The sequence below is a fragment of the Mycobacterium sp. genome (genome assembly GCF_049608025.1).
GTDB lineage: Bacteria > Actinomycetota > Actinomycetes > Mycobacteriales > Mycobacteriaceae > Mycobacterium.
This window is the reverse complement of record NZ_JBMYXC010000056.1, coordinates 1-20,715: the sequence shown is the minus strand read 5'-3', so window position 1 is coordinate 20,715 and position 20,715 is coordinate 1. Positions and strand designations below refer to the sequence as shown.

Below are 20,715 nucleotides of genomic sequence, written 5' to 3'. Positions count from 1 at the left end.
TACAGCACACCACCGACAACTACCGACCACTCAACCCGCAACAGCTGGCAGCCCTCAGCGATCACTGACAATCGCCGCGTCGATCAGCGCGGCGATCTCCTGCGCCAACGGTGCCGGGGCGAGCGCCGCACCATCGAGCGTGTGCACCCGTGCGGCCAACGTGATGCTCGAGACCAGCCAGACGCCCTGAGCAGCATGCAGATCCACCGGCCTGAGAGCCTGGTAATCGCAGTCGTAGCCCTGGTTTCGGGCCACCTCGAACAAGGCCTGCTGGGTGGTTCCACGCAGGATCGGATACCAGGGCGGAGGGGTCAACAGGCAGGTGTTGCCATCAGGTGACGAGGTGGCGATGACGACTGTCGACCGCGGGCCCTCCAGGATGTAACCGTCGGTGCTCACGAAGATGACATCGCCGACCCCGTGGCGGTCAGCGTGCCGGAGCGCAGCCATGTTCACCGCGTAGGACAGGGTCTTGGCTCCCGCCAGCAGCCAGGGCATCTCGTCGATCCCCTGGGCCGACAGGCCACGGTCCAGGGTCAGCGCAGCCACCCCGTTGTGCCGGACATCGGCGACTCTGGCCGGCACCGGGCCGATCGTTGCGTACTGCGTCCCTGTTTCATCACAGTCGCCGTCCCGGCCGATTTCTCGGCCACGGCTGTACACCAGCCTCAGCACACCCTCGTCGCCGCCGCCGGCGAGCCAGTGCCCCACCGCGGCGGCCACCGAAGACCGCCACCTCGCCAGGTCGGGGGCGGGCAGGTCGAGCAGGTGCGCGGAGTGAGCCAACCGCGCCAGGTGCGCTTCGAGTAGACACGGTCGGCCGTCGCGGACCAGCAGGGTCTCGAAAATTCCGTCGCCGCGCACCGCCGCCAGATCGTCGGCATGAAGCAGGGGTGCGCGGGGGTCGTGCAGTTGCCCGTCGAGAGTTACCACAACCACCATGGGCCGAAAGCGTAGCCCGGGCCGCGTGCGCCCGGCCCGTAGAGTTGACTCGATGTCTTCGACCACTTCCGGGGTACCGGCTCCCACCACCGGACCCGATGCCGGCGCCAACTGGCACTACGGCGACCCACTCGGCGAGCAGCGGACCGCTGCGCAGGGCGCTGTGCTGGTGGATCGCGCACACCGAGCCGTACTGGCCCTCACCGGCACCGAGCGCAAGTCCTGGCTTCACGGTCTCACCACCCAGCATGTCAGCGAACTCCCAGACGGCGCAGTGACCCAGAATCTGAGCCTGGACGGGCAGGGTCGTGTCGAGGATCACTGGCTGCAGACTCAGTTGGACGGCCTCACAGTTCTCGATACCGAACCGTGGCGCGGCGAGCCGCTGCTGGCCTATCTGCGCCGGATGGTGTTTTGGGCTGACGTCAGCGTCGAGCCCGCCGATCTGGCCGTCTTGTCACTGCTCGGGCCCGAGTTGACCGACACACCCGTTCTCGACGCGCTGGGCATCTCCGCGCTACCGGCCGAAGGTACCGCGACAGCGCTGGCGCAGGGTGGCTTCGTGCGCCGGTTGGCCGGCCCCGGTGTCGAGGTTGACGTCGTCGTGCCTCGCGACCAGGCCGCCGGCCGCAGCGATCGCCTGGTCGCAGCCGGGGTTCGACGTGCCGGGGTGTGGACCTACGAAGCTCACCGGGTGGCTGAGCTTCGGGCCCGCCTCGGCGTCGACACTGACGAGCGCACCATCCCCCACGAGGTCGGCTGGATCGGGCCCGCGGTGCACTTGGACAAGGGGTGCTACCGCGGCCAGGAAACCGTGGCTCGAGTCCACAACCTGGGAAAGCCACCACGAATGCTGGTCCTGCTGCACCTGGACGGCGAGGGCGACCGCCCCTCGCCCGGGGACCCGCTGCAGACCGGCGGGCGCACGGTCGGTCGGCTGGGCACCGTGGTCGACCACGTCGATGACGGGGTGATCGCGCTGGCCTTGGTCAAACGCGGCCTGCCTGCGGACACGCCGTTGACCACCGGCGGCGAGGTCACGGCAGCAGCGGTCATCGACGAGGACTCGATGCCCTCGGACGCCCCGGTCGGGGCCGGCCGCCTGGCGGTGGACCGACTCCGCGGCGGCGCCCGGCCGGGCGACTCGACGACGGCCCGGTAACAGGGCCTGCCAGCGCCACGGCGACGGGCACGGTAAAGTGTTGGCAGGACAATAAACACACTCAGATCGGAGCCGCCTGATTTTAGGCCGCTCCGTTATTGCGCGAGGGGGTTCCCCCATGGGCCGCGGCCGGGCAAAGGCAAAGCAGACCAAGGTTGCACGTGAGCTCAAATACAGCTCACCGCAGACCGATTTCACGCAACTACAGCGTGAACTGTCGGGCGGAGAGGACGACCGTCTGATCGGCAGCGACGTCCCATCCGAGGACGGCGGGACCGACGACGACGAGTGGCGACCTTAGGCCCCCTCGGAGCCCCGGCTCTCCCCAGCGCCTTAGCTCTCCCTCAGGGCATCCCTCAGAACCTGGGGTGCTGACCCACGAGCACTGCTCGTGAGTTTTCCTTTCTGCCCTTCCTGATGGTCCCCAGGGTCCAGCAGTTCAAATGGCGGGCAGTCAGCACGGCCAGCGCACGATCGGTGTCCTCCGGCGCGACAACGGCCACCATCCCGACACCCATGTTGAACGTCTTCTCCATCTCGGCGGCCGCGATGCGGCCGCGCTGGGCGATCATGCCGAACACGGGTGCCGGCGTCCACGTGCCGCGGTCGAGTTGGGCTACCAACCCGTGCGGGACGACCCGCTCCAGGTTGCTCGCCAGCCCGCCACCGGTGACATGGGAGAAGGTCCGCACCTGGGTCTCGGCAGTCAGCGCCAGGCAGTCCTTGGCGTAGATGCGCGTCGGCTCCAGCAGTTCCTCGCCCAGAGTGCGCCCGAACTCCTCCACGTGTCCGGCGAGGTTCATGTGATCGATCTCGAGCAGCACATGGCGGGCCAACGAGTAGCCGTTGGAGTGCAGCCCGGTGGACGCCATGGCGATGAGAACATCGCCTGGCCTGACGTGGTCGGGGCTCAGGACATCGTCGGCCTCGACGACGCCGACGCCGGTGCCGGAGATGTCGTAGTGGTCGGGGGCCATCAGCCCGGGGTGCTCGGCGGTCTCTCCGCCCAGCAGGGCACACCCCGCCAGGACGCAGCCGTCGGCGATGCCGGACACGATCTGGGCCACGCGTTCGGGGACCGTCCGCCCGACCGCGATGTAGTCCTGCAGGAACAACGGCTCGGCGCCGCACACCACGAGGTCGTCGACCACCATCGCGACAAGGTCGATGCCGACGGTGTCGTGCTTGTCCATGGCCTGCGCAATCGCGAGCTTGGTGCCCACCCCGTCGGTCGAGGAGGCCAGCAGCGGCTCGCGGTAGTCGCCGCGAAGCGCGAACAGCCCGGCGAACCCGCCCAACCCCCCGCGCACCTCGGGCCTGGCGGCCTTCCTGGCCAGCGGCTTGAAGAGTTCGACGGCGCGGTCACCTGCTTTGATGTCCACCCCTGCCGACGCGTAAGAAATGCCGTGTTGTTCGGCGCGCTCGGTCATCGTGTGCAAGGCTACTCCGCGTTTTCCTGGCCAACTGCGCCCACTATCAGTTGCCGTGTGACAACGTACCGAGCATGAAATCTGTGCACCGTTCGGCGCGGGCCCCGGCGGTGACGCTGTTGGCCCTCGCGACGATTTCAGCGACCGCGTCGCTGTCGGGTGCCGCGGCCGCCTCAGCGACACCCGCGGCCGGCCTGCAGGCTGTCATCCTGTCCCAAGACACCGTCGACGGTATCGACTACATCACCCGCGAGATCACCATCGCGCCTGGTGGTAGTACCGGCTGGCACTACCACGATCCCACCGTGTACGGGGTCATCCGGTCGGGCACGCTGACTTGGACACCGGCGAGCTGCTTCGGCGAAAAAACCTATCCGGCCGGTTCCGCGGTCGCCGAGGCCAGCGGAATCGACCACGTTCACATCGGCCGCAACCTCGGTGACGAGCAGTTGGTGATGTGGGTGAGTTACGTAGCGCCGGCCGGGACGCCGCCGGCGGTCGAGGCTCCCGATCCGGGGTGCGGGTTTGTCTGATCCAAGAAACGGTCATCCGCCTCCTATGCCCGAAGAACAGATCCGATGCCTGGTGACCGGCGCCACCGGCTACATCGGCAGCCGGTTGGTGCCACTATTGATCGAGCGCGGCCACCAGGTGCGCGCGATGGCCCGCAGGCCGGCAGCGCTCGCCGACGCGCCCTGGCGCGAGCGCGCTGAGGTGGTGCACGGTGATCTGACCGATCCCGAGTCGCTCACCGCGGCATTCACCGGCACCGACGTCGTCTACTACCTGGTTCACTCGATGGGCACGTCGAGTGACTTCGTCGCCGAGGAAGAGCGTTCTGCGCGCAACGTGGTGAGCGCGGCGAAACAGGCCGGGGTACGGCGAGTGGTGTATCTGAGCGGACTGCACCCCGAGGGCGTGCCGCTGTCGAGGCACCTGGCTTCTCGCGCTCTGGTCGGCGACATCCTCATCGATTCGGGGATCGAGACCGTTGTCCTGCAGGCCGGGATCGTCATCGGGGCAGGATCCGCATCGTTTGAGATGGTTCGCCACCTCACCGACCGACTGCCCGCGATGACAACGCCGAAATGGGTGCACAACCAGATCCAGCCGATTTCGATCGGCGATGTCCTGCACTATCTCGTCGAGGCTGCAACCGCCGAGATGCCCGCCTCGCGTACGTGGGACATCGGCGGTCCCGACGTGATGGAGTACGGCGAGGCGATGCAGGGCTACGCGCACGTTGCGGGCTTGCGGCGGCGACTGATCATCGTCCTGCCGTTCCTGACCCCCACGATCGCCAGTTGGTGGGTAGGCCTGGTCACGCCCATCCCGTCCGGCCTGGCCCGGCCCCTGGTGGAATCGTTGGAGCACGACGCGATCATGCACGAGCACGACATCGATTCGGTGATTCCGCCGCCGCCGGGTGGGCTGACCAGTTACCTCGAGGCGGTACGGCAGGCGCTGCAGCAGGACGGCACCGCCTCGCAGGGCGGAAGACGGCATCTGATGCGGTTCAGTTCGGCCGAGCCGCAGTAGGTCAGGGGCGGCGAATCGCCGAGGCGTTGTCGTTGTCAGCCTGAAGCGGGATGCCGGTTCGGGCGGCAGTCTCCAGCATGTGCTCGATGACGTTCTTGCCCAGCGCGGTCTCCCCGGGCAACTCGATGGGGTAATTGCCGTCGAAGCACGCGGCGCACAGCCGCGACGCGGGCTGCTCGGTGGCAGCGATCATGCCCCGACGGCTGATGTATCCCAGCGTGTCGGCGCCGATCGCGCGACGGACGCCGTCGAGCATCTCATCCTCGTCGGCGGAGTTGCTCGCCGCGTTGGCGATGAGTTCGGCGGGCGTGGCGAAGTCGATCCCGTAGAAGCACGGCCACTTGACCGGCGGCGAGGCGATCCGCACGTGCACCTCGACGGCACCGGCCTCCCGGAGCATCCGGATCAACGCGCGCTGGGTGTTGCCCCGGACGATCGAATCGTCCACGACGATCAAGCGCTTGCCGCGGATGACCTCCTTGAGCGGGTTCAGCTTCAGCCGAATACCGAGTTCCCGAATCGTCTGCGACGGCTGGATGAATGTCCGCCCGACGTAGGCGTTCTTCATCAGACCCTGTCCATAGGCAATGCCGGAGCCCTGTGCGTAGCCGACCGCCGCCGGAGTGCCCGACTCGGGGACCCCGATCACCAGGTCGGCGTCGACGGGCTTCTCGGCGGCCAGCCTGCGACCGATCTCTACCCGGGTGGCGTGCACCGATCGGCCCGCAAGCACGCTGTCCGGCCGGGCTAGGTAGACGTATTCGAAGACACAACCCTTGGGCGTCGGATTGGCGAAGCGCGTGGAACGTACGCCGTCGGCATCGATGGCGAGCAACTCGCCGGGCTCGATGTCGCGAACGAACGCGGCGCCGACGATGTCGAGTGCCGCGGTCTCGGACGCGACGACCCAGCCGCGGTCTAGCCGGCCCAGCGACAACGGCCGCACCCCGTAGGGGTCGCGGGCCGCATAGAGGGTGTTCTCGTCCATGAAAGTCAGGCAGAACGCACCCCGGACGGTCGGCAGAAGTTCCAGAGCGGCCTGCTCCAGGGTCGAGTCCGCGGCACCGTGCGCCAGCAGCGCGCCCAGAATGTCGGAGTCCGTGGTCGCCGTGATCGAGCCACGGCCCATCAAACCCGCCTCACGCGCGCGCGCAGCCAGTTCGGTGGTGTTGACCAGGTTTCCGTTGTGACCCAGCGCCACGCCGGTTCCCGCGGCGGTATTACGGAACACCGGCTGCGCGTTTTCCCACGTAGTGGACCCGGTGGTGGAATAGCGGCAGTGCCCGACGGCGACGTGGCCGGGCATCGCGGCCAGCGTCTGCTCGTCGAAGACCTGACTGACCAGCCCCAGGTCCTTGAACACCAGAACTTGCGAACCGTCGGCGACCGCGATTCCCGCTGCCTCCTGCCCACGATGTTGCAGGGCATAGAGGCCGTAGTAGGTGAGCTTCGCTACCTCTTCGCCGGGGGCCCAGACCCCGAAGACACCGCATTCTTCCTTGGGCTCTCGTTCGTCGGGCACGGGCTTGTTGGCGGTCACGATCAGGCTCCTCCAAAGGGCGGTGGCTGATGTCGCTCAGTCTAAGGTCATCGGCGATGAATCGCGGAATCACCATGCCGGCGGCGCCACTCTGCGACCGCTGCGCGGCCGAAGGTCGATCAGTCGTCGTGCTCGGCCTGGAAGTCCTCCACCTGCTGGGCGACCTCGACGACGTCTTCGAAGCGCGCGACGTGGAACAGGAGCCGTTCGCCCCGGTCGGAAGGCCATTCGGATCAGCTGTCGGCCGGACCCGGCACAGCGCCGCGGCCGGTTAGCTCGACCAGGGGCAGCGCTCGGGCGATCTCCGCTGCCCGTGAGCCCGACATGTGCACTGTGCCCGCCGCGACAGCGTCCGGGACCGTGAGCAGACCGGTGGCCAGCAGCAGCCAGGTGCGCGGGTCGGTCTCGATGACGTTGGGCGGGTTGCCGCGGGTGTGCTTGGGTCCCGTAATGCACTGCACGGCAACGAACGGCGGCACCCGCACCTCGACCGCCGCCCCCGGTGCGAGCGCTGCCAGGGTTCTGGCCGTGGCGCGCACCGCGTCACCGAGTGCGGAGCGGTCCGGTTGTGACATGCCCTCGTCGCGCAGCCAGTCCTGAACCGCTGCGACCGCGGTGCGGGTCTTTGCCGGATCGGCACCACGACGGACGGCCATGACCGCTTCACCCACGTCCTGACTGCCGCTGACGCTGAATGGCAAGCGCCGCAACCGCACCGGCCTCGTTGACAGCCAGGTGGACGAGCATCGGGGCGGCCAGGCTGCCTGATTTCGAGTACAGCCACCCGAAGATCCATCCCGCGACGCCGGTGACCAGCACAGTGCCCGGCACCGACTCTCGCGTCGCGCGGGCGTCGGGCACATGCGACAAACCGAACGCTGCCGCCGTGATCAGTTGCCCGCCCGAGGCGCCGAACGCCCGTTCCGCGACGGTGCCCAGCGCCGCCCGGTAGGCCGCCTCCTCGGTCCACACCGTGCCTACCGGAATGCGCAACAGCAGCCAGCGGCCGGTCGGCGTCGGCAGCCTGCGGGCGGCCATCCCGTCGCGTACCGACGGGATCGCCGTCGACGCAGCAACGGCAAACAGCACGGGGGCGGCAGCCGCCGCACCCCAACGCAGGCCTGCCCACAGCGCCGGTGGTCGCAGGCCCAGTGGCGCTCCGGCCAGCGCGGATACCGCGGCGCCGAACACGGCGTACGGAATCGGATGCCAATGCGCCAGATTCCACCGGGCCAGATTCCACCGGTCCGGAATCCGCGGTGCCACCGCGCTCCATCCGAGCAGCAATCCGACCAGTGCCGCCGTCCGCAGCCTGTCGCGCACTACTTCCGACCACCAGCGGACTCGTTCTGCCCCAAAGCAACTCGTATCCGCTCGGTGTCGGCCGGGGTCCACCCCGGCGGTGCCGCAACACCCACCCAGCCGTCCAGGATGAAGTCGCCGTAATTGTGTCCGTGCCCGGCGGGCACCGAAGCCGAGTTGGTCATGTCGGCCGCGACCTGCCAGAAGGTGATGATGGGGTACCACCGCATGGACGCGGTCCGATCCTTTCCAGGCGGTTCGGCAAGCCAGTCCGGGCGGGTGAACAGCAGATCTGGCGACCACCAGACGATGGGGTCCGAAGCATGCTGCAGAAACAGCACTCTGGTGCCGTCCCACGGTGCCGCAGTGTCCGCGGCGATCTGGGCTGCGTCATTGCCCTGTGAGAACCGCACCGTCCGGCCATTGTCGTAGCGTGGCTGGACCTCGGGAGTGTGCGGATCGCGGCGCACGGTGAGTCCGTGCCACAGCGGGCTGGCGTTGGGCGGACCCACCCAGAGCACCGAGGAGAAGCCCATTCTGGAGATGTCAGGCAGCCAGTCGAACGCGCCCTGGCCGGCCATCGCGCCCAGGCTCTCACCATAGAGAAGCAGGCGCGGACGCTCCTCGGGCGGCAACTGCGCCCACTTGTCGTGCACGGCGTCGATCATCATCCGGCCCGACACCATCGACTTCTGTTGGTCGCCGAGAAATGAAATCCAGCTCGGCAGATACGAATACTGCGATCCGACGATCGCGGTGTCGCCGTTGTACATCAGCTCCAGCGCCCTGCTGGCGATCGGATTGATCCATCCGGTACCGGTGGTCGGAGCGATGACGAGCACCTCGCGCTCGAAGGCGCCGCTGCGCTCAAGCTCACTGAGCAGCAAAGCCATTCGCGCTTCGTCGGTGTCGGCGGACTGCAGACCCACATACACGCGGATCGGCTCCTTGGCGGGCCTGTTGTTGATCCGGGTGAGCTCGTTCGCGCGGGGTCCGGCGGCGACAAAGTTTCGTCCCTCATACCCCAAATCGTCCCAGGCGGCGAAAGACTCTGGGCTGCCCGATCTCTCGGGCTGTTGAGGCTGGACCACGCCGTCCCTGGTCGCGTAGTTCTGCGGCTGGAACACCCTGTTGGCGCCGGCCAGGAAGCCGCGCAGCAGCACGCCGTTGGCCAGCGTGATCACCAGCACCACCACGATGGCGGTACCGACGAACAGAGCCAACTCGTCAGACAGATGCCAGCGACGGATGAGGAAACGCGCCATCGTCTTGATGATGTCCAGCAGTACTCGGGCCACCGCGACGCAGGCTCCGCCGGCCAGCACCGCGATGACCAGGGTGCGTAAATAGGTTTCGGTGCTGGGGCCCTCCATACCCATCAGCGCTGAGACCTGGCGCTGCCATCCGGCGGCCGGGACCAGCATCAGCACACAGGCCGATGCCGATACGACGACGGTCACCGCTTTCATCGTGTAAGAAGCCCATACCGCCGGTGGCCACCAAGGCCGGTTCGCTAGCACGAATCGGCGCATCAACCTGGAAACCAACACCCCGATGCCGTATCCGATGGCGGCGGTGATGCCGCCGATCAGCCCCTGGAACAGCCAATCCCGGGGCAGCAGCGAGGGTGTCAGCGACAGACAGAAGAACAGTGCGCCGAAGGCGACTCCGGTGAAATCCAGGCGCAGCAGGCGCCACGCCCAAAGGTAGAGCGAATTCTTCCGTTGGTCCTGCGAGGTCACCCGAAGAACCTGGGCAGCACGCTCTCGGACGTGCGCCGCAACTCCTCCAGCGTCACCGTGAACAAGCCCTGCACGTCCACGGCCGCCTGGCCCCCTTCGGGCCCCTGATCAACGACCCCGATGCGGACCGAAGGCAGACTGCGGGCCTGGCACATCGCGGTGAACCTGCTCTCCTCGGTGCGCGGTACCGCCACGAGCACCCGCCCCGCCGACTCACTGAACAGCGCCACGAATGGGTCTATACCCTCGGGAAGCACTATGCGGCAACCAGTTTCGCCGGACAAGGCGGACTCGATCACCGCTTGGATCAGCCCACCTTCGGACAAATCGTGGGCTGCCGACACCAGGCCATCGCGGGAGGCCGCGGTCAGCACATCAGCCAGCAGGTGTTCCCGCGCCAGGTCGACGGCGGGCGGCAGGCCGCCGAGATGGTTCGCGGTGACCTGGGCCCAGATCGAGCCGTCGAACTCGTCGCGAGTGTCGCCAAGCAGGATTAGCGTCTCACCGGGCTCATTGCCGAGACCGGTGGGGATACGCCGCGTGACATCATCGATGACACCGAGCACGCCGACGACCGGGGTCGGCAAGATCGCGGTGGCCCCCGTCTGATTGTAGAAACTGACGTTTCCGCCGGTGACCGGAATACCCAGTGCTGCAGCTCCATCAGCCAGACCGCGGACCGCCTGGGAGAACTGCCACATCACCGCGGGATCCTCCGGGGAACCGAAGTTCAGGCAGTTGGTGACCGCGATCGGGGTGGCTCCGGTGACAGCGACATTGCGGTAGGCCTCGGCGAGCGCGAGCTGGGCACCGGCATAGGGATCCAGCGCCGTGTAACGCCCCGACGCATCGGTGGAAATCGCGATGCCGCGGCCGGTCTCCTCATCCACCCGGAGCACGCCACCGTCGGCATTCTCGGCCAGCACCGTGTTGCCGCGCACATAGCGGTCGTACTGCTCGGTGATGAACGCCCGGCTGCACAGATGCGGGCTGGCCAACATTTCGAGCAGCGTCGCGAGCAGCTCGTCTCCGCCCGACGGGCGGGGCAGCGATGCCGACGTGTCGGCGTTCAGCGCGTCCTGGGTCTCGGGCCGCTGGACGGGCCGTTCGTAGACCGGCCCCTCGTGGGCAACCGTACGTGGCGGTACGTCCACGACAGTTTCGCCGTGCCAGGTGATCTCGAGCCTCTCGCCCTCGGTGACCTCACCGATGACGGTGGCGAGCACGTCCCACTTGCGGCACACCGCCAGGAAGGCTTCGACGTTGTCCGGCGTGACGACGGCGCACATTCGCTCCTGGGACTCGCTGGACAGAATCTCAGCGGGTGTCATGTTGGCCGCCCGGCGCGGCACCGCATCCAGCTCGACCTTCATTCCCCCATCCCCGGCAGAGGCGAGTTCAGAAGTAGCACAGGATAATCCGGCACCACCCAGATCCTGGATGCCGACCACGAGATGGCCCGCGTAGAGCTCGAGACAGCACTCGATGAGAACCTTCTCGGTGAACGGGTCGCCGACCTGAACAGATGGCAGCTTCTTACGCGATCGCGATGGCCCGCTCCCGCCGGCGGCTTGGTCTCCCCCACCGGCGTCTTCGTCCCCGCCGAACGTCTCTGAGGCCAAGACCGACACCCCGCCGATTCCGTCCAGGCCGGTGCGCGCCCCGAACAGGATGATCTTGTTGCCGGTTCCGGATGCGAACGCCAGATGCAGATCCTCTTTCCGCAGCACCCCGACGCACAGCGCGTTCACCAGTGGGTTGCCTGCATAGCTCGCGTCGAACACCGTCTCACCGCCGATGTTCGGCAGCCCCAGCGAGTTTCCGTACCCCCCCACGCCACGCACCACGCCATCGAGAACCCGCCGCGTGTCGGGCGCATCGGCGGCGCCGAACCGTAGTTGGTCCATCACGGCGACCGGTCGGGCGCCCATCGCCATGATGTCGCGGACGATCCCGCCGACGCCGGTGGCGGCGCCCTGATAGGGCTCGACATAGGACGGGTGGTTGTGGGACTCGACCTTGAAGGTGGCCGCCCACCCGTCGCCGATGTCGACGACGCCGGCATTCTCCCCGATGCCCGCGAGCATCGACGCGCGCATCGCCTCGGTGGTGGTGTCGCCGAAGTAGCGCAGATGCACCTTCGAGGATTTATAGGAGCAATGTTCGCTCCACATCACCGAGTACATCGCCAACTCGGCATCGGTGGGCCGACGACCGAGAATCTCCCGGATTCGCGCGTACTCGTCGTCCTTGAGTCCCAGCTCACGGAAGGGCTGGGGATGGTCGGGAGTCGCGGCGGCCCACTCGACGGTGTCTATTTCTTGGGTCGGCCCAGACGTCACGGAGTCAGTTTAGGCGGTTGCACCGCCACCCTCCCGGTGTCATCCCCCCGCGACGCAGAACGCGTTGCCCTCCGGGTCGACCAGGACCACCCACCGGAAGTCGTCACCGAAGTTGTTGCGGCCGATCTCGTGGGCTCCCAAACCAACCAGACGGGAAACTTCGCCCTCCATGTCGGCGCTGTGCAGGTCAAAGTGCACCTTGTTCTTGCCGGGGGTCGGTTCGGGCACCTTCTGAAAGCCCAGCGCCGGACCGTTCTGAAGGGCGACCATGACGAAATTACCTGGGGCGACAGCGTTCAAGTCACCACCCACCGCCTTGGACCACCAGTCGGCCAGTCCGTCGGGATCCGTGCAGTCGAATGTGATCATCGCGATATCGAGTGACATGACCACAAGCTAACTCAGCCCTGGCAACCGAAGCCGCGCATTGGAGCTATCGCGGCTGAGTTCGTCGGCTGGGGTCGGTCCGGCGCAGAGCTCAGCCTGGCGACAGAAAAGCGTGAAGCGCAGCCGAATAGTCGGCCACATCGGCCGCGCCCATCACCTCGCGCGCCGAATGCATCGCCAACTGGGCCGCTCCGACATCGACGGTCGGGATTCCGGTGCTCGCCGCCGTCATCGGCCCGATCGTCGATCCGCACGGTAGGTCGGCGCGGTGTTCGTAGCGCTGCAACCGCACACCGGCCTGCGCGCACGCCAGGGCGAACGCCGCGGCGGTCCGACCGTCAGTCGCGTAGCGCAAGTTGGCCTGCACCTTGAGTACCGGACCGGCGTTCACTTCGATCAGATGGCCCGGCTCGTGACGTTCCGGATAGTTCGGATGGGTGGCGTGGGCCATGTCGCCGGACGCGACGATCGACTCCGGCAGTCGGCGCATGAAATCCTCCCGCCCGCCCCCTGCGGCCAGCGTGATCCGTTCGAGCACCGTCAGCAGCAGGTCAGACTGCGCTCCGTGGTCGGATTGGGAGCCGACCTCCTCGTGGTCGAAGAGCACCAGCACCGGCACCGTTGCTCCCTGCGGGTCGGTCGCCAAGAACGCCTCCAGCCCCGCGTAACACGTCACCTGGTTGTCCAGCCGCGGTGCGCTGAGCAACTCACCGTCGACCCCGGCCAGCCGGGACGGGTTGATGTCGTGCGTCATCAGATCGAAGCCCAGTACATCGGAAGCCTCGACCCCGGCCCGGGACGCCACGAAAGCCAGGAACGAGCGGGATTCGCTTCCCACGCCCCACACCGCGTTGACGTGCCGCTGCGGGTTCAGCTCGACGGCTTTGCGGTCATCAGCCAGGTGTATCGCCAGCTGGGGTGCCCGCAGAATCGGCTCGTCGATCTTGATCAGGTGATCCTCGACAAGACGGCCGTGACGCACCGAGAGCCTGCCGCTGATTCCCAGGTCGCGGTCCAGCCACGAGTTCAGCCACGCTCCGCCGTAAGGCTGAAGCGCCACCACCTGCCACCCCGAGACGAATCGATCCGGGTGCTGCTTGACCCTCAGGTTGGGGCTGTCGGTGTGGGCGCCGACGATACGGAAAGGCATCTCAGAGCCCGCTTCTGCCGACCGCCACGCGATCAGCGAACCGGCCCTGACGGTGAACTGGTCACCTCCACCAGGCCACGGCTCACTCTCGGACAATTCGGTGAATCCAGCGGCGAGCAGTCGCTCCGCGGCGCTTCGGCACAGATGGAACGGCGACGGCGACGCGTCGATGAACTCGCACAGACCTTGGGCGGACGCGGTAATCGACATGAAACCCATCCTTACCTGAATAGTCGGTGTGACGTGGAGATAGGGTCGTGTCGTGCCTCGTCCACAGCCTGTATTGACACCGTTGACCCCGGCGGCGATCTTCCTGGTGGCGACCATCGATGACGATCAGGGGGCCGCCGCGGCAGTGCACGATGCCCTGTCCGGGCTCAGCGGTCTGGTCCGCGCGGTCGGCTTCCGTGTTCCTGCCGCGCGGCTGAATCTGGTGGCCGGCATCGGGTCGAGTGCGTGGGACCGGTTGTTCGCCGGGCCGCGGCCGGCCGAGTTGCACGAGTTCGTCGAACTCAATGGGGCCCGGCACCACGCTCCGTCGACCCCGGGCGATCTGCTGTTCCACATCAAGGGCGGCTCGCTGGATGTGTGCTTCGAGCTCGGTGGCCGGATTCTGGAATCGATGGCGGGCGCCGTCACCGTCATCGATGAGGTGCACGGGTTCAAATTCTTCGAGCAGCGCGATCTGCTCGGCTTCGTCGACGGCACCGAAAACCCGGACGGACCCGACGCGGTGGCAGCGGCTCAGATCGGCGACAGCGACCCCGACTTCGCCGGGGCCAGTTATGTGCACGTGCAGCGCTACACCCATGACATGGCGGCGTGGAACGCACTGAGCGTCACCGAGCAGGAGTTGGTGGTCGGCCGCACCAAGCTTGAGGACATCGAACTCGATGACTCGGTCAAGCCGGCGAATTCGCACGTAGCACTCAACGTCATCACCGACGACGACGGCAACGACCTCCAGATCGTGCGGGCCAACATGCCGTTCGGCACCCTCGGCGGGCCTTCCGGCGGCGAGTCGGGCACCTACTACATCGCCTACTCGGGCGACCCTGATGTCACCGAGAAGATGTTGAGCAACATGTTCATCGGCGACCCGCCCGGCAACACGGACCGGATCCTGGACTTCTCGACCGCGGAGACCGGCACGATGTTCTTTGTACCGACCATCGACTTTCTGGATGACCCGCCGTCGCTGCCGGGGGCGGCCCGTGACGACGGTGACATCTTTGCCCATGCACCCGAAAACTCACCTGCACCAATCGTTGACGACGGCTCCCTGGCGATCGGCAGCTTGAAAGGACAACCGCAATGAACAACTTGTATCGGGAACTCGCGCCGATCAACGGCGAGGCCTGGGCGGAGATCGAGCAGGAGGCTGCGCGCACGTTCAAGCGCCACATCGCGGGCCGCCGGGTGGTCGACGTCAGTGAGCCGGGCGGGCCGGTGACCGCGGCGGTGAGCACGGGCCATCTGGTCGACGTCGCAGCACCCGGGTCCGGCGTGGTCGCCCACCTGCGCGACTCGCAGCCGCTGGTTCGGCTTCGGGTGCCGTTCAGCGTGAACCGGCTCGACGTCGACGACGTCGAGCGCGGGTCACAGGATTCGGATTGGGACGCGGTCAAGGAGGCCGCCAAGAAGCTGGCCTTCATCGAGGACCGGGCGATCTTCGAGGGCTATGAGGCTGCGCATATCGGCGGCATCCGCAAGTGCAGTTCCAACCCGGCCCTGGCATTGCCCGAGGATCCCCGCGAGATCCCCGACGCCATCGCCCAGGCCCTCTCGGAGTTGCGGCTGGCCGGCGTCGATGGCCCCTACTCGGTGTTGCTGTCCGCTGATGTCTACACCCTGGTCAGCGAGAGCACAGCGCACGGTTACCCGATCCGTGAGCACATCAACCGACTGGTCGACGGCGACATCATCTGGGCGCCGGCCATCGACGGCGCCTTCGTCCTGTCCACCCGCGGCGGTGACTTCGACCTCCAGTTGGGTACCGACGTGTCGATCGGCTATCTCTCGCACGACGCCGACACCGTCCAGCTGTACCTGCAGGAGACGATGACGTTCCTGTGCTACACCGCCGAGGCCTCGGTCGCACTCAGCACCTGACCCCGCTCCCCTCCCCTCCCCGCGAGCGGGCGTGTTTGCACACCGACACGCTGGCACAGCTGGCATTTTGGGCACGCTCGAGGTGAGTTTCAGGCCGCCAAGACCGTGTCGAGCACGGAATAGAACAGCCCGAGCCCATCATCGGACGGACCGGTGAGGGCCTCGGTGGCGTGTTCGGGGTGTGGCATCAGCCCCACAACCCGGCCGGTGGCCGAGCTGATCCCGGCAATGCTGCGCATCGAGCCGTTGGAGTCGTCGCGATACCGGAAGACCACCCTGCCCTCACCCTCGAGTTCGTCCAGCACCGACTGCTCTGCGACGTAACGTCCCTCACCGGACTTCAGCGGCACCAGAAGGTCAGCGCCCTGCTCAAAGCGAGAGGTCCACACGGTCGAGTTGGAGGCCACTTCGATCCAGACATCGCGACACACGAAGTGCAAACCAGCGTTACGCGTCAGCGCACCGGGAAGCAGACCGGACTCACAAAGAATCTGAAAACCATTGCATATCCCCAACACCGGCAGCCCGCGTCCCGCGGCGGCTAGGACCTCGCCCATCACCGGAGCGAACCGTGCGATCGCGCCGCAGCGCAGGTAGTCGCCGTAGGAGAACCCGCCGGGGACCACCACCGCGTCGACTCCCTTGAGGTCGGCATCAGCGTGCCACAGGTTCACCGACTCGGCGCCGGCCAATCGAACCGCCCGTGCCGCGTCGATGTCGTCGAGGGTGCCCGGGAACGTGATGATGCCCACCCGGGCGCTCACGCGCGTTCCACCGACGCTTCCCTGCTGACGCTCCAGTCCTCGATGACCGTATTCGCCAGCAGCGACTCGGCGATCTCGGCAAGCTTGTCATCGGCGATACCGTCGTCAACTTCCAGCTCGAATCTCTTACCCTGCCGCACATCTGAGATTCCGTCGAAACCCAAACGGCCGAGCGCACCCACGATGGCCTGCCCTTGGGGGTCGAGGATCTCGGGCTTCGGCATCACGTGTACCACCACTTTTGCCACGGCGATCACTCTACCTTCGCCAATTGCGCGGCCACTTCACCGGCATGAACCTCGGTGGTCGGCACAGAGCAGCTCTGATTCCGGCCGGCGCGGGAACTGGCCGGAGGCCGCGCAACCTACCGACGGAAGGGCAGGTCACAGACCGATCATCGTGAAAGACCGATCACTGTGTAGGTCGAAGCAGCCAGGGGTCAGGGTGCGGTTCCAACGTCGAGGGGTGTGAGAACCGAACACGTCCATCCGCCTGAAGGTCTGTCAGGCGTTTGTCGCTGTCTTAGCGGTGATCTGGAGGTACGAGTCGTGTGGTCCGCCAGTGTGGATGATGTGTCGGCCGCGGTTGTTAGTGGTGACGGTGCCGAGGTTCTGCGGAGTCGGGGACCCGGTTGACAAATCTGGCATCACTCCGCCCAGTAGGTTTACGCCGGTGATGATGAGTCGCAACTGTTCGCCGGGGTTGAACGCCAATCCGATGGGGAACATGTCGATGTCGATGGGCACGACTTCGGCGGGCTCGAGTTTCTCGGCACGGTCGAAGCTGTGAGCGGGTATGGCATCCGTTGAGGTCGCTTCGTCGGGATGGCGCAGCGAAACCCGCAAACGTCCGTTGGACCCTTTGTACTTCAGGACCGCAGCGCCGTCTTGGGTCAGTCGCTGCAAGACTTCCCCGTCGTTGGGGACGTTGAACTGCTGTAGGTGGTGCCCGTCCGCATCGAGCTTCTGAAGGAAGACGAACACGTCCATATCCTCGCAACCCTGGGCTTCGACCCATAGCCGCACCTTCGGATAACCGACGAGTTCGGTCATTTGATCAAAGGCGACTGCGAAGGCGATCCCGTCACGGTCCGACTCGGCATCGTAGCTGGTCGCCGCGGTTGCTGCGGGAAGTTGGCAGGTCAGTGCCTGGGTTTGACCGTCGAGGTAGTACCTGGCTTCGTCAAAGCCCTGCGGCGGAAATGTGTTTGCAGAGATGTCGATGCGGTCGCCGCCGTCGAGGTCGAGCAGCGAGTAACGCACTCGCGGGGTGTGCAGCCAGTCGTTGTCCTTGCCGTTGAGGTAGTGGTCAAAGAAGCGAAGCAGGTCGTGTTGGTGGGCCTCGTCGTTGAAGTCGACCCATTCCATGGTGCGATGGATCCGCAGCCACTTTTCCTGGGAGTTGATATCTCGCCATGCCCGGAACGTGCCCGGCGTGTGGATCGAATTCGAGTAGCTGGCCACGATGTAGGCCGGCACGTCGATGTCAGCTAGGCGGGCCGCCTTCGATTTCCATAGGTCATTGAACAAAGGGTAGCGCTGGGCTTCGGCGATGAGATCCTCGCGCTTGTTGTTGCCCGCCCATCCATGTGACCACGTCGTGGGGAAGGCCAAATCGGGAATGCCACCGCGCATGATGAGGTCGCGATAGATATCGCTCATGCCTTCCCACGGCGCGATTGCTGCCAGGTGTGGCGGCCGCTCGGCCGCGGCGAACCACTGTGAGATCGCAAGGTATGAGTTGCCGGCCATGCCCACCTTGCCCGTGCACCACTGTTGGGTCGCCAGCCATTCGATGAGATCGTGGCAGTCTTGGCCGTCTTGTTCTCCGGGAAAGACGCTGTCGCCCTCGGAGTTACGCACTCCTCGGGTGTCGGGGTTGCACACCGCGTATCCGTTCGCGCACCAAAACGCCGGATCGGGCGCCTCGAACTTCCCTAACCCCGATAGCCTGCTTTGGTCGATGCCGAGGACATTGAACATATTCCAATTGCGTGGATGCGTTCCGCCGCTCTTGCCATACGGGCTCCACGCCACGATGACCGGAACCTGCTCGTCGCCGGCGGGCCGGAACACGTCAACGTAGATCGTTGTGCCGTCACGCAGGGTGACCGCGGTGTCACGTTCGAAGACGATGTCCACCGGTAGTGGGGCGAACTGCGGTGTTGTCTGGAAACCCGCTGCAAGCAACGTGGTGCTGGGATCGAACTTGGCGAAGACAGTCGGATCTTGCGTCTCGTCGTAGCCAAATGCCGGCACGAAAATCGCCTCGGTGTTGCTCACGGTCGAGCGATCCCCCTCGTCTCTCGGGACCTGCCGAGCCTACAACGTAGGCCGAAACAAGCCCCTCGATACACAGGGGCGCTGACTGCCGGGGACGTGAAGTCCGCTGGCCGTTCAGATGGAAGGCTCGGACTCGAGCGGACATGGCTTGGGTCACAAGCTCTGCCTTTCCCGCATCAATGTCATGTCCGCTCAACGTCATGTCCGCTCAACCGGGGTCTCCACCGCTGCACACCGGCCGACACCGGAGGCGACAGCACCAACCAGAACATCACACCGCGGCGTCGTGACCGGGCTGACGCACATTTGGACACCATCCACCTCGCTGCATTCGGCGGCGTGGACTGGCCGCTCGCCGACCCGGAGCTTCTGGCTTGTCTTCGCGGCTACGCCTCCGGCGAGTTGGGCCGAGCGGAGTGACAATCCCTCGCCGGGGAGAGTTGTATATCTTGCTGCGACAGAACAACATCCGAGCTACTGCCGTCGCAGCAACTTCTTGCCTGGCATCATTTGGCGTGCGCACACTTGTGAGTTTCGAAACCTTTTGAAGTGAGGGAGCCTGAGAATGACAACAACGGTCACGTCGAACCCGCAGTCACTGACGCAAAAGGTTCAACATTCGATCGAGCACCCGGCAACCAACGACGAGTTCGACATTGATCGTGAGTTCGACGCAGTCCTGGCCGACTACGGATTCAGCCGGTCCGACCTCGGTGGCACGATCAGATTCGAGGGCGCCGACCCCATCGTGCCCAGCACTATTCGGCTCGCCGGGGCGACCGCGATCTCGTTGATGGCCAAGTCGGCGGCCATGGCCTACCTGTGGCAGCACCGTGGCGGCAGTGAGCAGGACATGTCGATCGATCTACGGGTGTGCCCGCGCCGGCTGTGCCCGTTCTACGAGTTCAAGTGGGAGCTGGTCAACGGGCTGCCCCCCGTCGCACTGTCTGCGCCCAATTCGGCATTCTCGATAGAGAGCTTCTACCGCACCGCCGACGGCCGATGGGTGATGCCGCTGAACCCGTACCCGAAACTGGCGGCGCGCACCTGTGAGTTGCTGCAGGCACCGGAGGAGCCGGCCGCGGTCGCCAAGGCGATCGCAGGCTGGAATGGTGAGACTCTGGAAGAGGCGGGTGCCGCAGCCGGGGTGGTCATGCCGATGGTCCGCAGCACGACAGAGTTTCTGAAGACGTTGCAGTACCGGCAGGTTCTGCGGGAACTCCCATTGGTCAAGATCACCAAGATCGGCGAGAGCGATCCGATTCCCCTGTCGATGGGCGCCGAGTTGCCGCTATCGGGGGTGCGCGCGTTGGGCATGGGCCATGTGGTCGCTGGGGCCGGTATCGGTCGGGCGCTGGCGCTGCACGGCGCCGACGTTTTGAATCTGTGGCGAATCACCGAGGTTGAACAGCAGCCGACGTTCTTCACCACCAACGTGGGCCACCGTTCGGCACGCGTCGATCCCTACCACCCCCAGGGCCACGCGCTGATCATGAAGCTGCTGGCCGATGCCGATGTCTTTTTTGCCAACCGCCGCCCCGGCTACCTGGCTAAGATCGGCTTGTCCGCCGAGGAAGCAGCCGCCGCCAAGCCGGGCATCGTCTACGCGTCGGTGAACCTGCACGGCGGGGCCGGTCCGTGGGGTGACCGTGTCGGTTTCGACCAGGTCGCCGGATCGGTCACCGGCATCATGAACCTGGAGGGCGGCGGCGACGACCAGATGCCCTCGGTGCCACCAGTTCCTGTGGTCAACGACAACCTGCTGGGCTGGCTGATTGCGGGTGGGGTCGCCGAGGCGCTGCGCCGGCGATCGATCGAGGGGGGCAGCTGGCGAGTCGACTGCTCACTGACCCGCACTGCGCTGTGGATACTGAGCATGGGTGTGTTCGACCTCGACTACGCCATCCGCACCGCCGGCACCGGAACCGAACACGCCTTACTGTCACCTGAATTGTTCACCGCCGACACTCCTCTGGGCCACTACCAAGGTGTCACCGACCAGGTCCGCATGTCCAAAACTC

Annotated in this window: 19 protein-coding genes; 7 read left to right on the top strand and 12 right to left on the bottom strand. The window is 66.1% G+C overall.

All coding sequences use genetic code 11. The annotated features are described in order from the left end of the window. Positions 1 to 54: 54 nt before the first annotated feature. On the bottom strand, positions 55 to 942 hold the full coding sequence (locus tag ACPGXI_RS15235) for an aminodeoxychorismate lyase (RefSeq protein WP_526654362.1): 888 nt from the start codon (positions 940 to 942) through the stop codon (positions 55 to 57). Positions 943 to 994: 52 nt separating this feature from the next. Between ACPGXI_RS15235 and ygfZ the strand changes: the two genes are divergently transcribed. Together ygfZ and ACPGXI_RS15225 are read left to right on the top strand one after the other, a co-directional pair. Next, positions 995 to 2,104, top strand: a complete 1,110-nt coding sequence (ygfZ, locus tag ACPGXI_RS15230; protein ID WP_526654360.1) for a CAF17-like 4Fe-4S cluster assembly/insertion protein YgfZ — start codon at positions 995 to 997, stop codon at positions 2,102 to 2,104. Positions 2,105 to 2,222: 118 nt separating this feature from the next. Beyond that, positions 2,223 to 2,405, top strand: coding sequence for a DUF3073 family protein (locus tag ACPGXI_RS15225; RefSeq protein WP_526654358.1), 183 nt, complete (start codon positions 2,223 to 2,225; stop codon positions 2,403 to 2,405). 55 nt (positions 2,406 to 2,460) lie between these two features. On the opposite strand, the gene purM is transcribed toward ACPGXI_RS15225, so the two are convergent. Beyond that, positions 2,461 to 3,534 (bottom strand): phosphoribosylformylglycinamidine cyclo-ligase, encoded by a 1,074-nt coding sequence (purM, locus tag ACPGXI_RS15220; protein ID WP_526654356.1) that lies wholly within the window; start codon positions 3,532 to 3,534, stop codon positions 2,461 to 2,463. A gap of 74 nt (positions 3,535 to 3,608) precedes the next feature. On the opposite strand from purM, the gene ACPGXI_RS15215 reads away from it, so the two are divergent. Continuing rightward, positions 3,609 to 4,067, top strand: coding sequence for a cupin domain-containing protein (locus ACPGXI_RS15215; protein ID WP_526654354.1), 459 nt, complete (start codon positions 3,609 to 3,611; stop codon positions 4,065 to 4,067). A 25-nt stretch (positions 4,068 to 4,092) separates the two neighbouring features. Further along, complete coding sequence (locus ACPGXI_RS15210; RefSeq protein WP_526654352.1) at positions 4,093 to 5,073, top strand: NAD(P)H-binding protein; 981 nt, start codon at positions 4,093 to 4,095, stop codon at positions 5,071 to 5,073. A gap of 1 nt (position 5,074) precedes the next feature. On the opposite strand, the gene purF is transcribed toward ACPGXI_RS15210, so the two are convergent. From purF to ACPGXI_RS15175, 7 genes are all read right to left on the bottom strand, one after another. Continuing rightward, positions 5,075 to 6,613, bottom strand: coding sequence for an amidophosphoribosyltransferase (gene purF, locus ACPGXI_RS15205; RefSeq protein ID WP_526654350.1), 1,539 nt, complete (start codon positions 6,611 to 6,613; stop codon positions 5,075 to 5,077). Positions 6,614 to 6,846: 233 nt separating this feature from the next. Next, complete coding sequence (locus tag ACPGXI_RS15200) at positions 6,847 to 7,269, bottom strand: sterol carrier family protein (RefSeq protein WP_526654348.1); 423 nt, start codon at positions 7,267 to 7,269, stop codon at positions 6,847 to 6,849. Between the two features lie 7 nt (positions 7,270 to 7,276). Next, a complete protein-coding gene (locus ACPGXI_RS15195) occupies positions 7,277 to 7,936 on the bottom strand; it encodes an Rv0804 family intramembrane glutamic endopeptidase (protein ID WP_526654346.1) in 660 nt (219 codons plus the stop codon). Next, a complete protein-coding gene (locus ACPGXI_RS15190; protein WP_526654344.1) occupies positions 7,936 to 9,657 on the bottom strand; it encodes an alpha/beta hydrolase in 1,722 nt (573 codons plus the stop codon). Before ACPGXI_RS15190 ends, ACPGXI_RS15195 begins: the two co-directional genes overlap by 1 nt. Further along, positions 9,654 to 11,975, bottom strand: a complete 2,322-nt coding sequence (gene purL / locus ACPGXI_RS15185) for a phosphoribosylformylglycinamidine synthase subunit PurL (protein WP_526654366.1) — start codon at positions 11,973 to 11,975, stop codon at positions 9,654 to 9,656. The genes ACPGXI_RS15190 and purL overlap by 4 nt, the downstream gene beginning before the upstream one ends. A gap of 63 nt (positions 11,976 to 12,038) precedes the next feature. Then, entirely contained in the window at positions 12,039 to 12,386 is a 348-nt protein-coding gene (locus ACPGXI_RS15180; RefSeq protein ID WP_526654342.1) for a VOC family protein, read from the bottom strand. 91 nt (positions 12,387 to 12,477) lie between these two features. Then, on the bottom strand, positions 12,478 to 13,740 hold the full coding sequence (locus ACPGXI_RS15175) for a M18 family aminopeptidase (protein WP_526654364.1): 1,263 nt from the start codon (positions 13,738 to 13,740) through the stop codon (positions 12,478 to 12,480). A 58-nt stretch (positions 13,741 to 13,798) separates the two neighbouring features. Between ACPGXI_RS15175 and ACPGXI_RS15170 the strand changes: the two genes are divergently transcribed. Next, complete coding sequence (locus ACPGXI_RS15170) at positions 13,799 to 14,854, top strand: Dyp-type peroxidase (protein ID WP_526654340.1); 1,056 nt, start codon at positions 13,799 to 13,801, stop codon at positions 14,852 to 14,854. Next, complete coding sequence (locus ACPGXI_RS15165; RefSeq protein WP_526654338.1) at positions 14,851 to 15,648, top strand: family 1 encapsulin nanocompartment shell protein; 798 nt, start codon at positions 14,851 to 14,853, stop codon at positions 15,646 to 15,648. Before ACPGXI_RS15170 ends, ACPGXI_RS15165 begins: the two co-directional genes overlap by 4 nt. 89 nt (positions 15,649 to 15,737) lie before the next feature. On the opposite strand, the gene purQ is transcribed toward ACPGXI_RS15165, so the two are convergent. From purQ to ACPGXI_RS15150, 3 genes are all read right to left on the bottom strand, one after another. Beyond that, on the bottom strand, positions 15,738 to 16,412 hold the full coding sequence (gene purQ / locus ACPGXI_RS15160; RefSeq protein WP_526654336.1) for a phosphoribosylformylglycinamidine synthase subunit PurQ: 675 nt from the start codon (positions 16,410 to 16,412) through the stop codon (positions 15,738 to 15,740). After that, a complete protein-coding gene (gene purS, locus ACPGXI_RS15155) occupies positions 16,409 to 16,660 on the bottom strand; it encodes a phosphoribosylformylglycinamidine synthase subunit PurS (protein ID WP_526654334.1) in 252 nt (83 codons plus the stop codon). The genes purQ and purS overlap by 4 nt, the downstream gene beginning before the upstream one ends. Before the next feature lie 255 nt (positions 16,661 to 16,915). Beyond that, complete coding sequence (locus ACPGXI_RS15150) at positions 16,916 to 18,694, bottom strand: CocE/NonD family hydrolase (RefSeq protein WP_526654332.1); 1,779 nt, start codon at positions 18,692 to 18,694, stop codon at positions 16,916 to 16,918. A gap of 565 nt (positions 18,695 to 19,259) precedes the next feature. Between ACPGXI_RS15150 and ACPGXI_RS15145 the strand changes: the two genes are divergently transcribed. Further along, positions 19,260 to 20,715, top strand: a 1,456-nt coding sequence (locus ACPGXI_RS15145; RefSeq protein WP_526654330.1) for a CoA transferase, incomplete at its 3' end; no start/stop codon positions are given.

Excerpts from the sequence above, each read along its gene's own strand:
- ACPGXI_RS15210 (WP_526654352.1), top strand. The coding sequence starts at position 4,093 with ATGCCCGAAGAACAGATCCGATGCCTGGTGACCGGCGCCACCGGCTAC.
- ACPGXI_RS15235 (WP_526654362.1), bottom strand. The coding sequence starts at position 942 with ATGGTGGTTGTGGTAACTCTCGACGGGCAACTGCACGACCCCCGCGCA.
- ACPGXI_RS15215 (WP_526654354.1), top strand. The coding sequence starts at position 3,609 with ATGAAATCTGTGCACCGTTCGGCGCGGGCCCCGGCGGTGACGCTGTTG.
- ACPGXI_RS15165 (WP_526654338.1), top strand. The coding sequence starts at position 14,851 with ATGAACAACTTGTATCGGGAACTCGCGCCGATCAACGGCGAGGCCTGG.
- purM (WP_526654356.1), bottom strand. The coding sequence starts at position 3,534 with ATGACCGAGCGCGCCGAACAACACGGCATTTCTTACGCGTCGGCAGGG.
- ACPGXI_RS15180 (WP_526654342.1), bottom strand. The coding sequence starts at position 12,386 with ATGTCACTCGATATCGCGATGATCACATTCGACTGCACGGATCCCGAC.
- ACPGXI_RS15225 (WP_526654358.1), top strand. The coding sequence starts at position 2,223 with ATGGGCCGCGGCCGGGCAAAGGCAAAGCAGACCAAGGTTGCACGTGAG.
- ygfZ (WP_526654360.1), top strand. The coding sequence starts at position 995 with ATGTCTTCGACCACTTCCGGGGTACCGGCTCCCACCACCGGACCCGAT.
- ACPGXI_RS15200 (WP_526654348.1), bottom strand. The coding sequence starts at position 7,269 with ATGGCCGTCCGTCGTGGTGCCGATCCGGCAAAGACCCGCACCGCGGTC.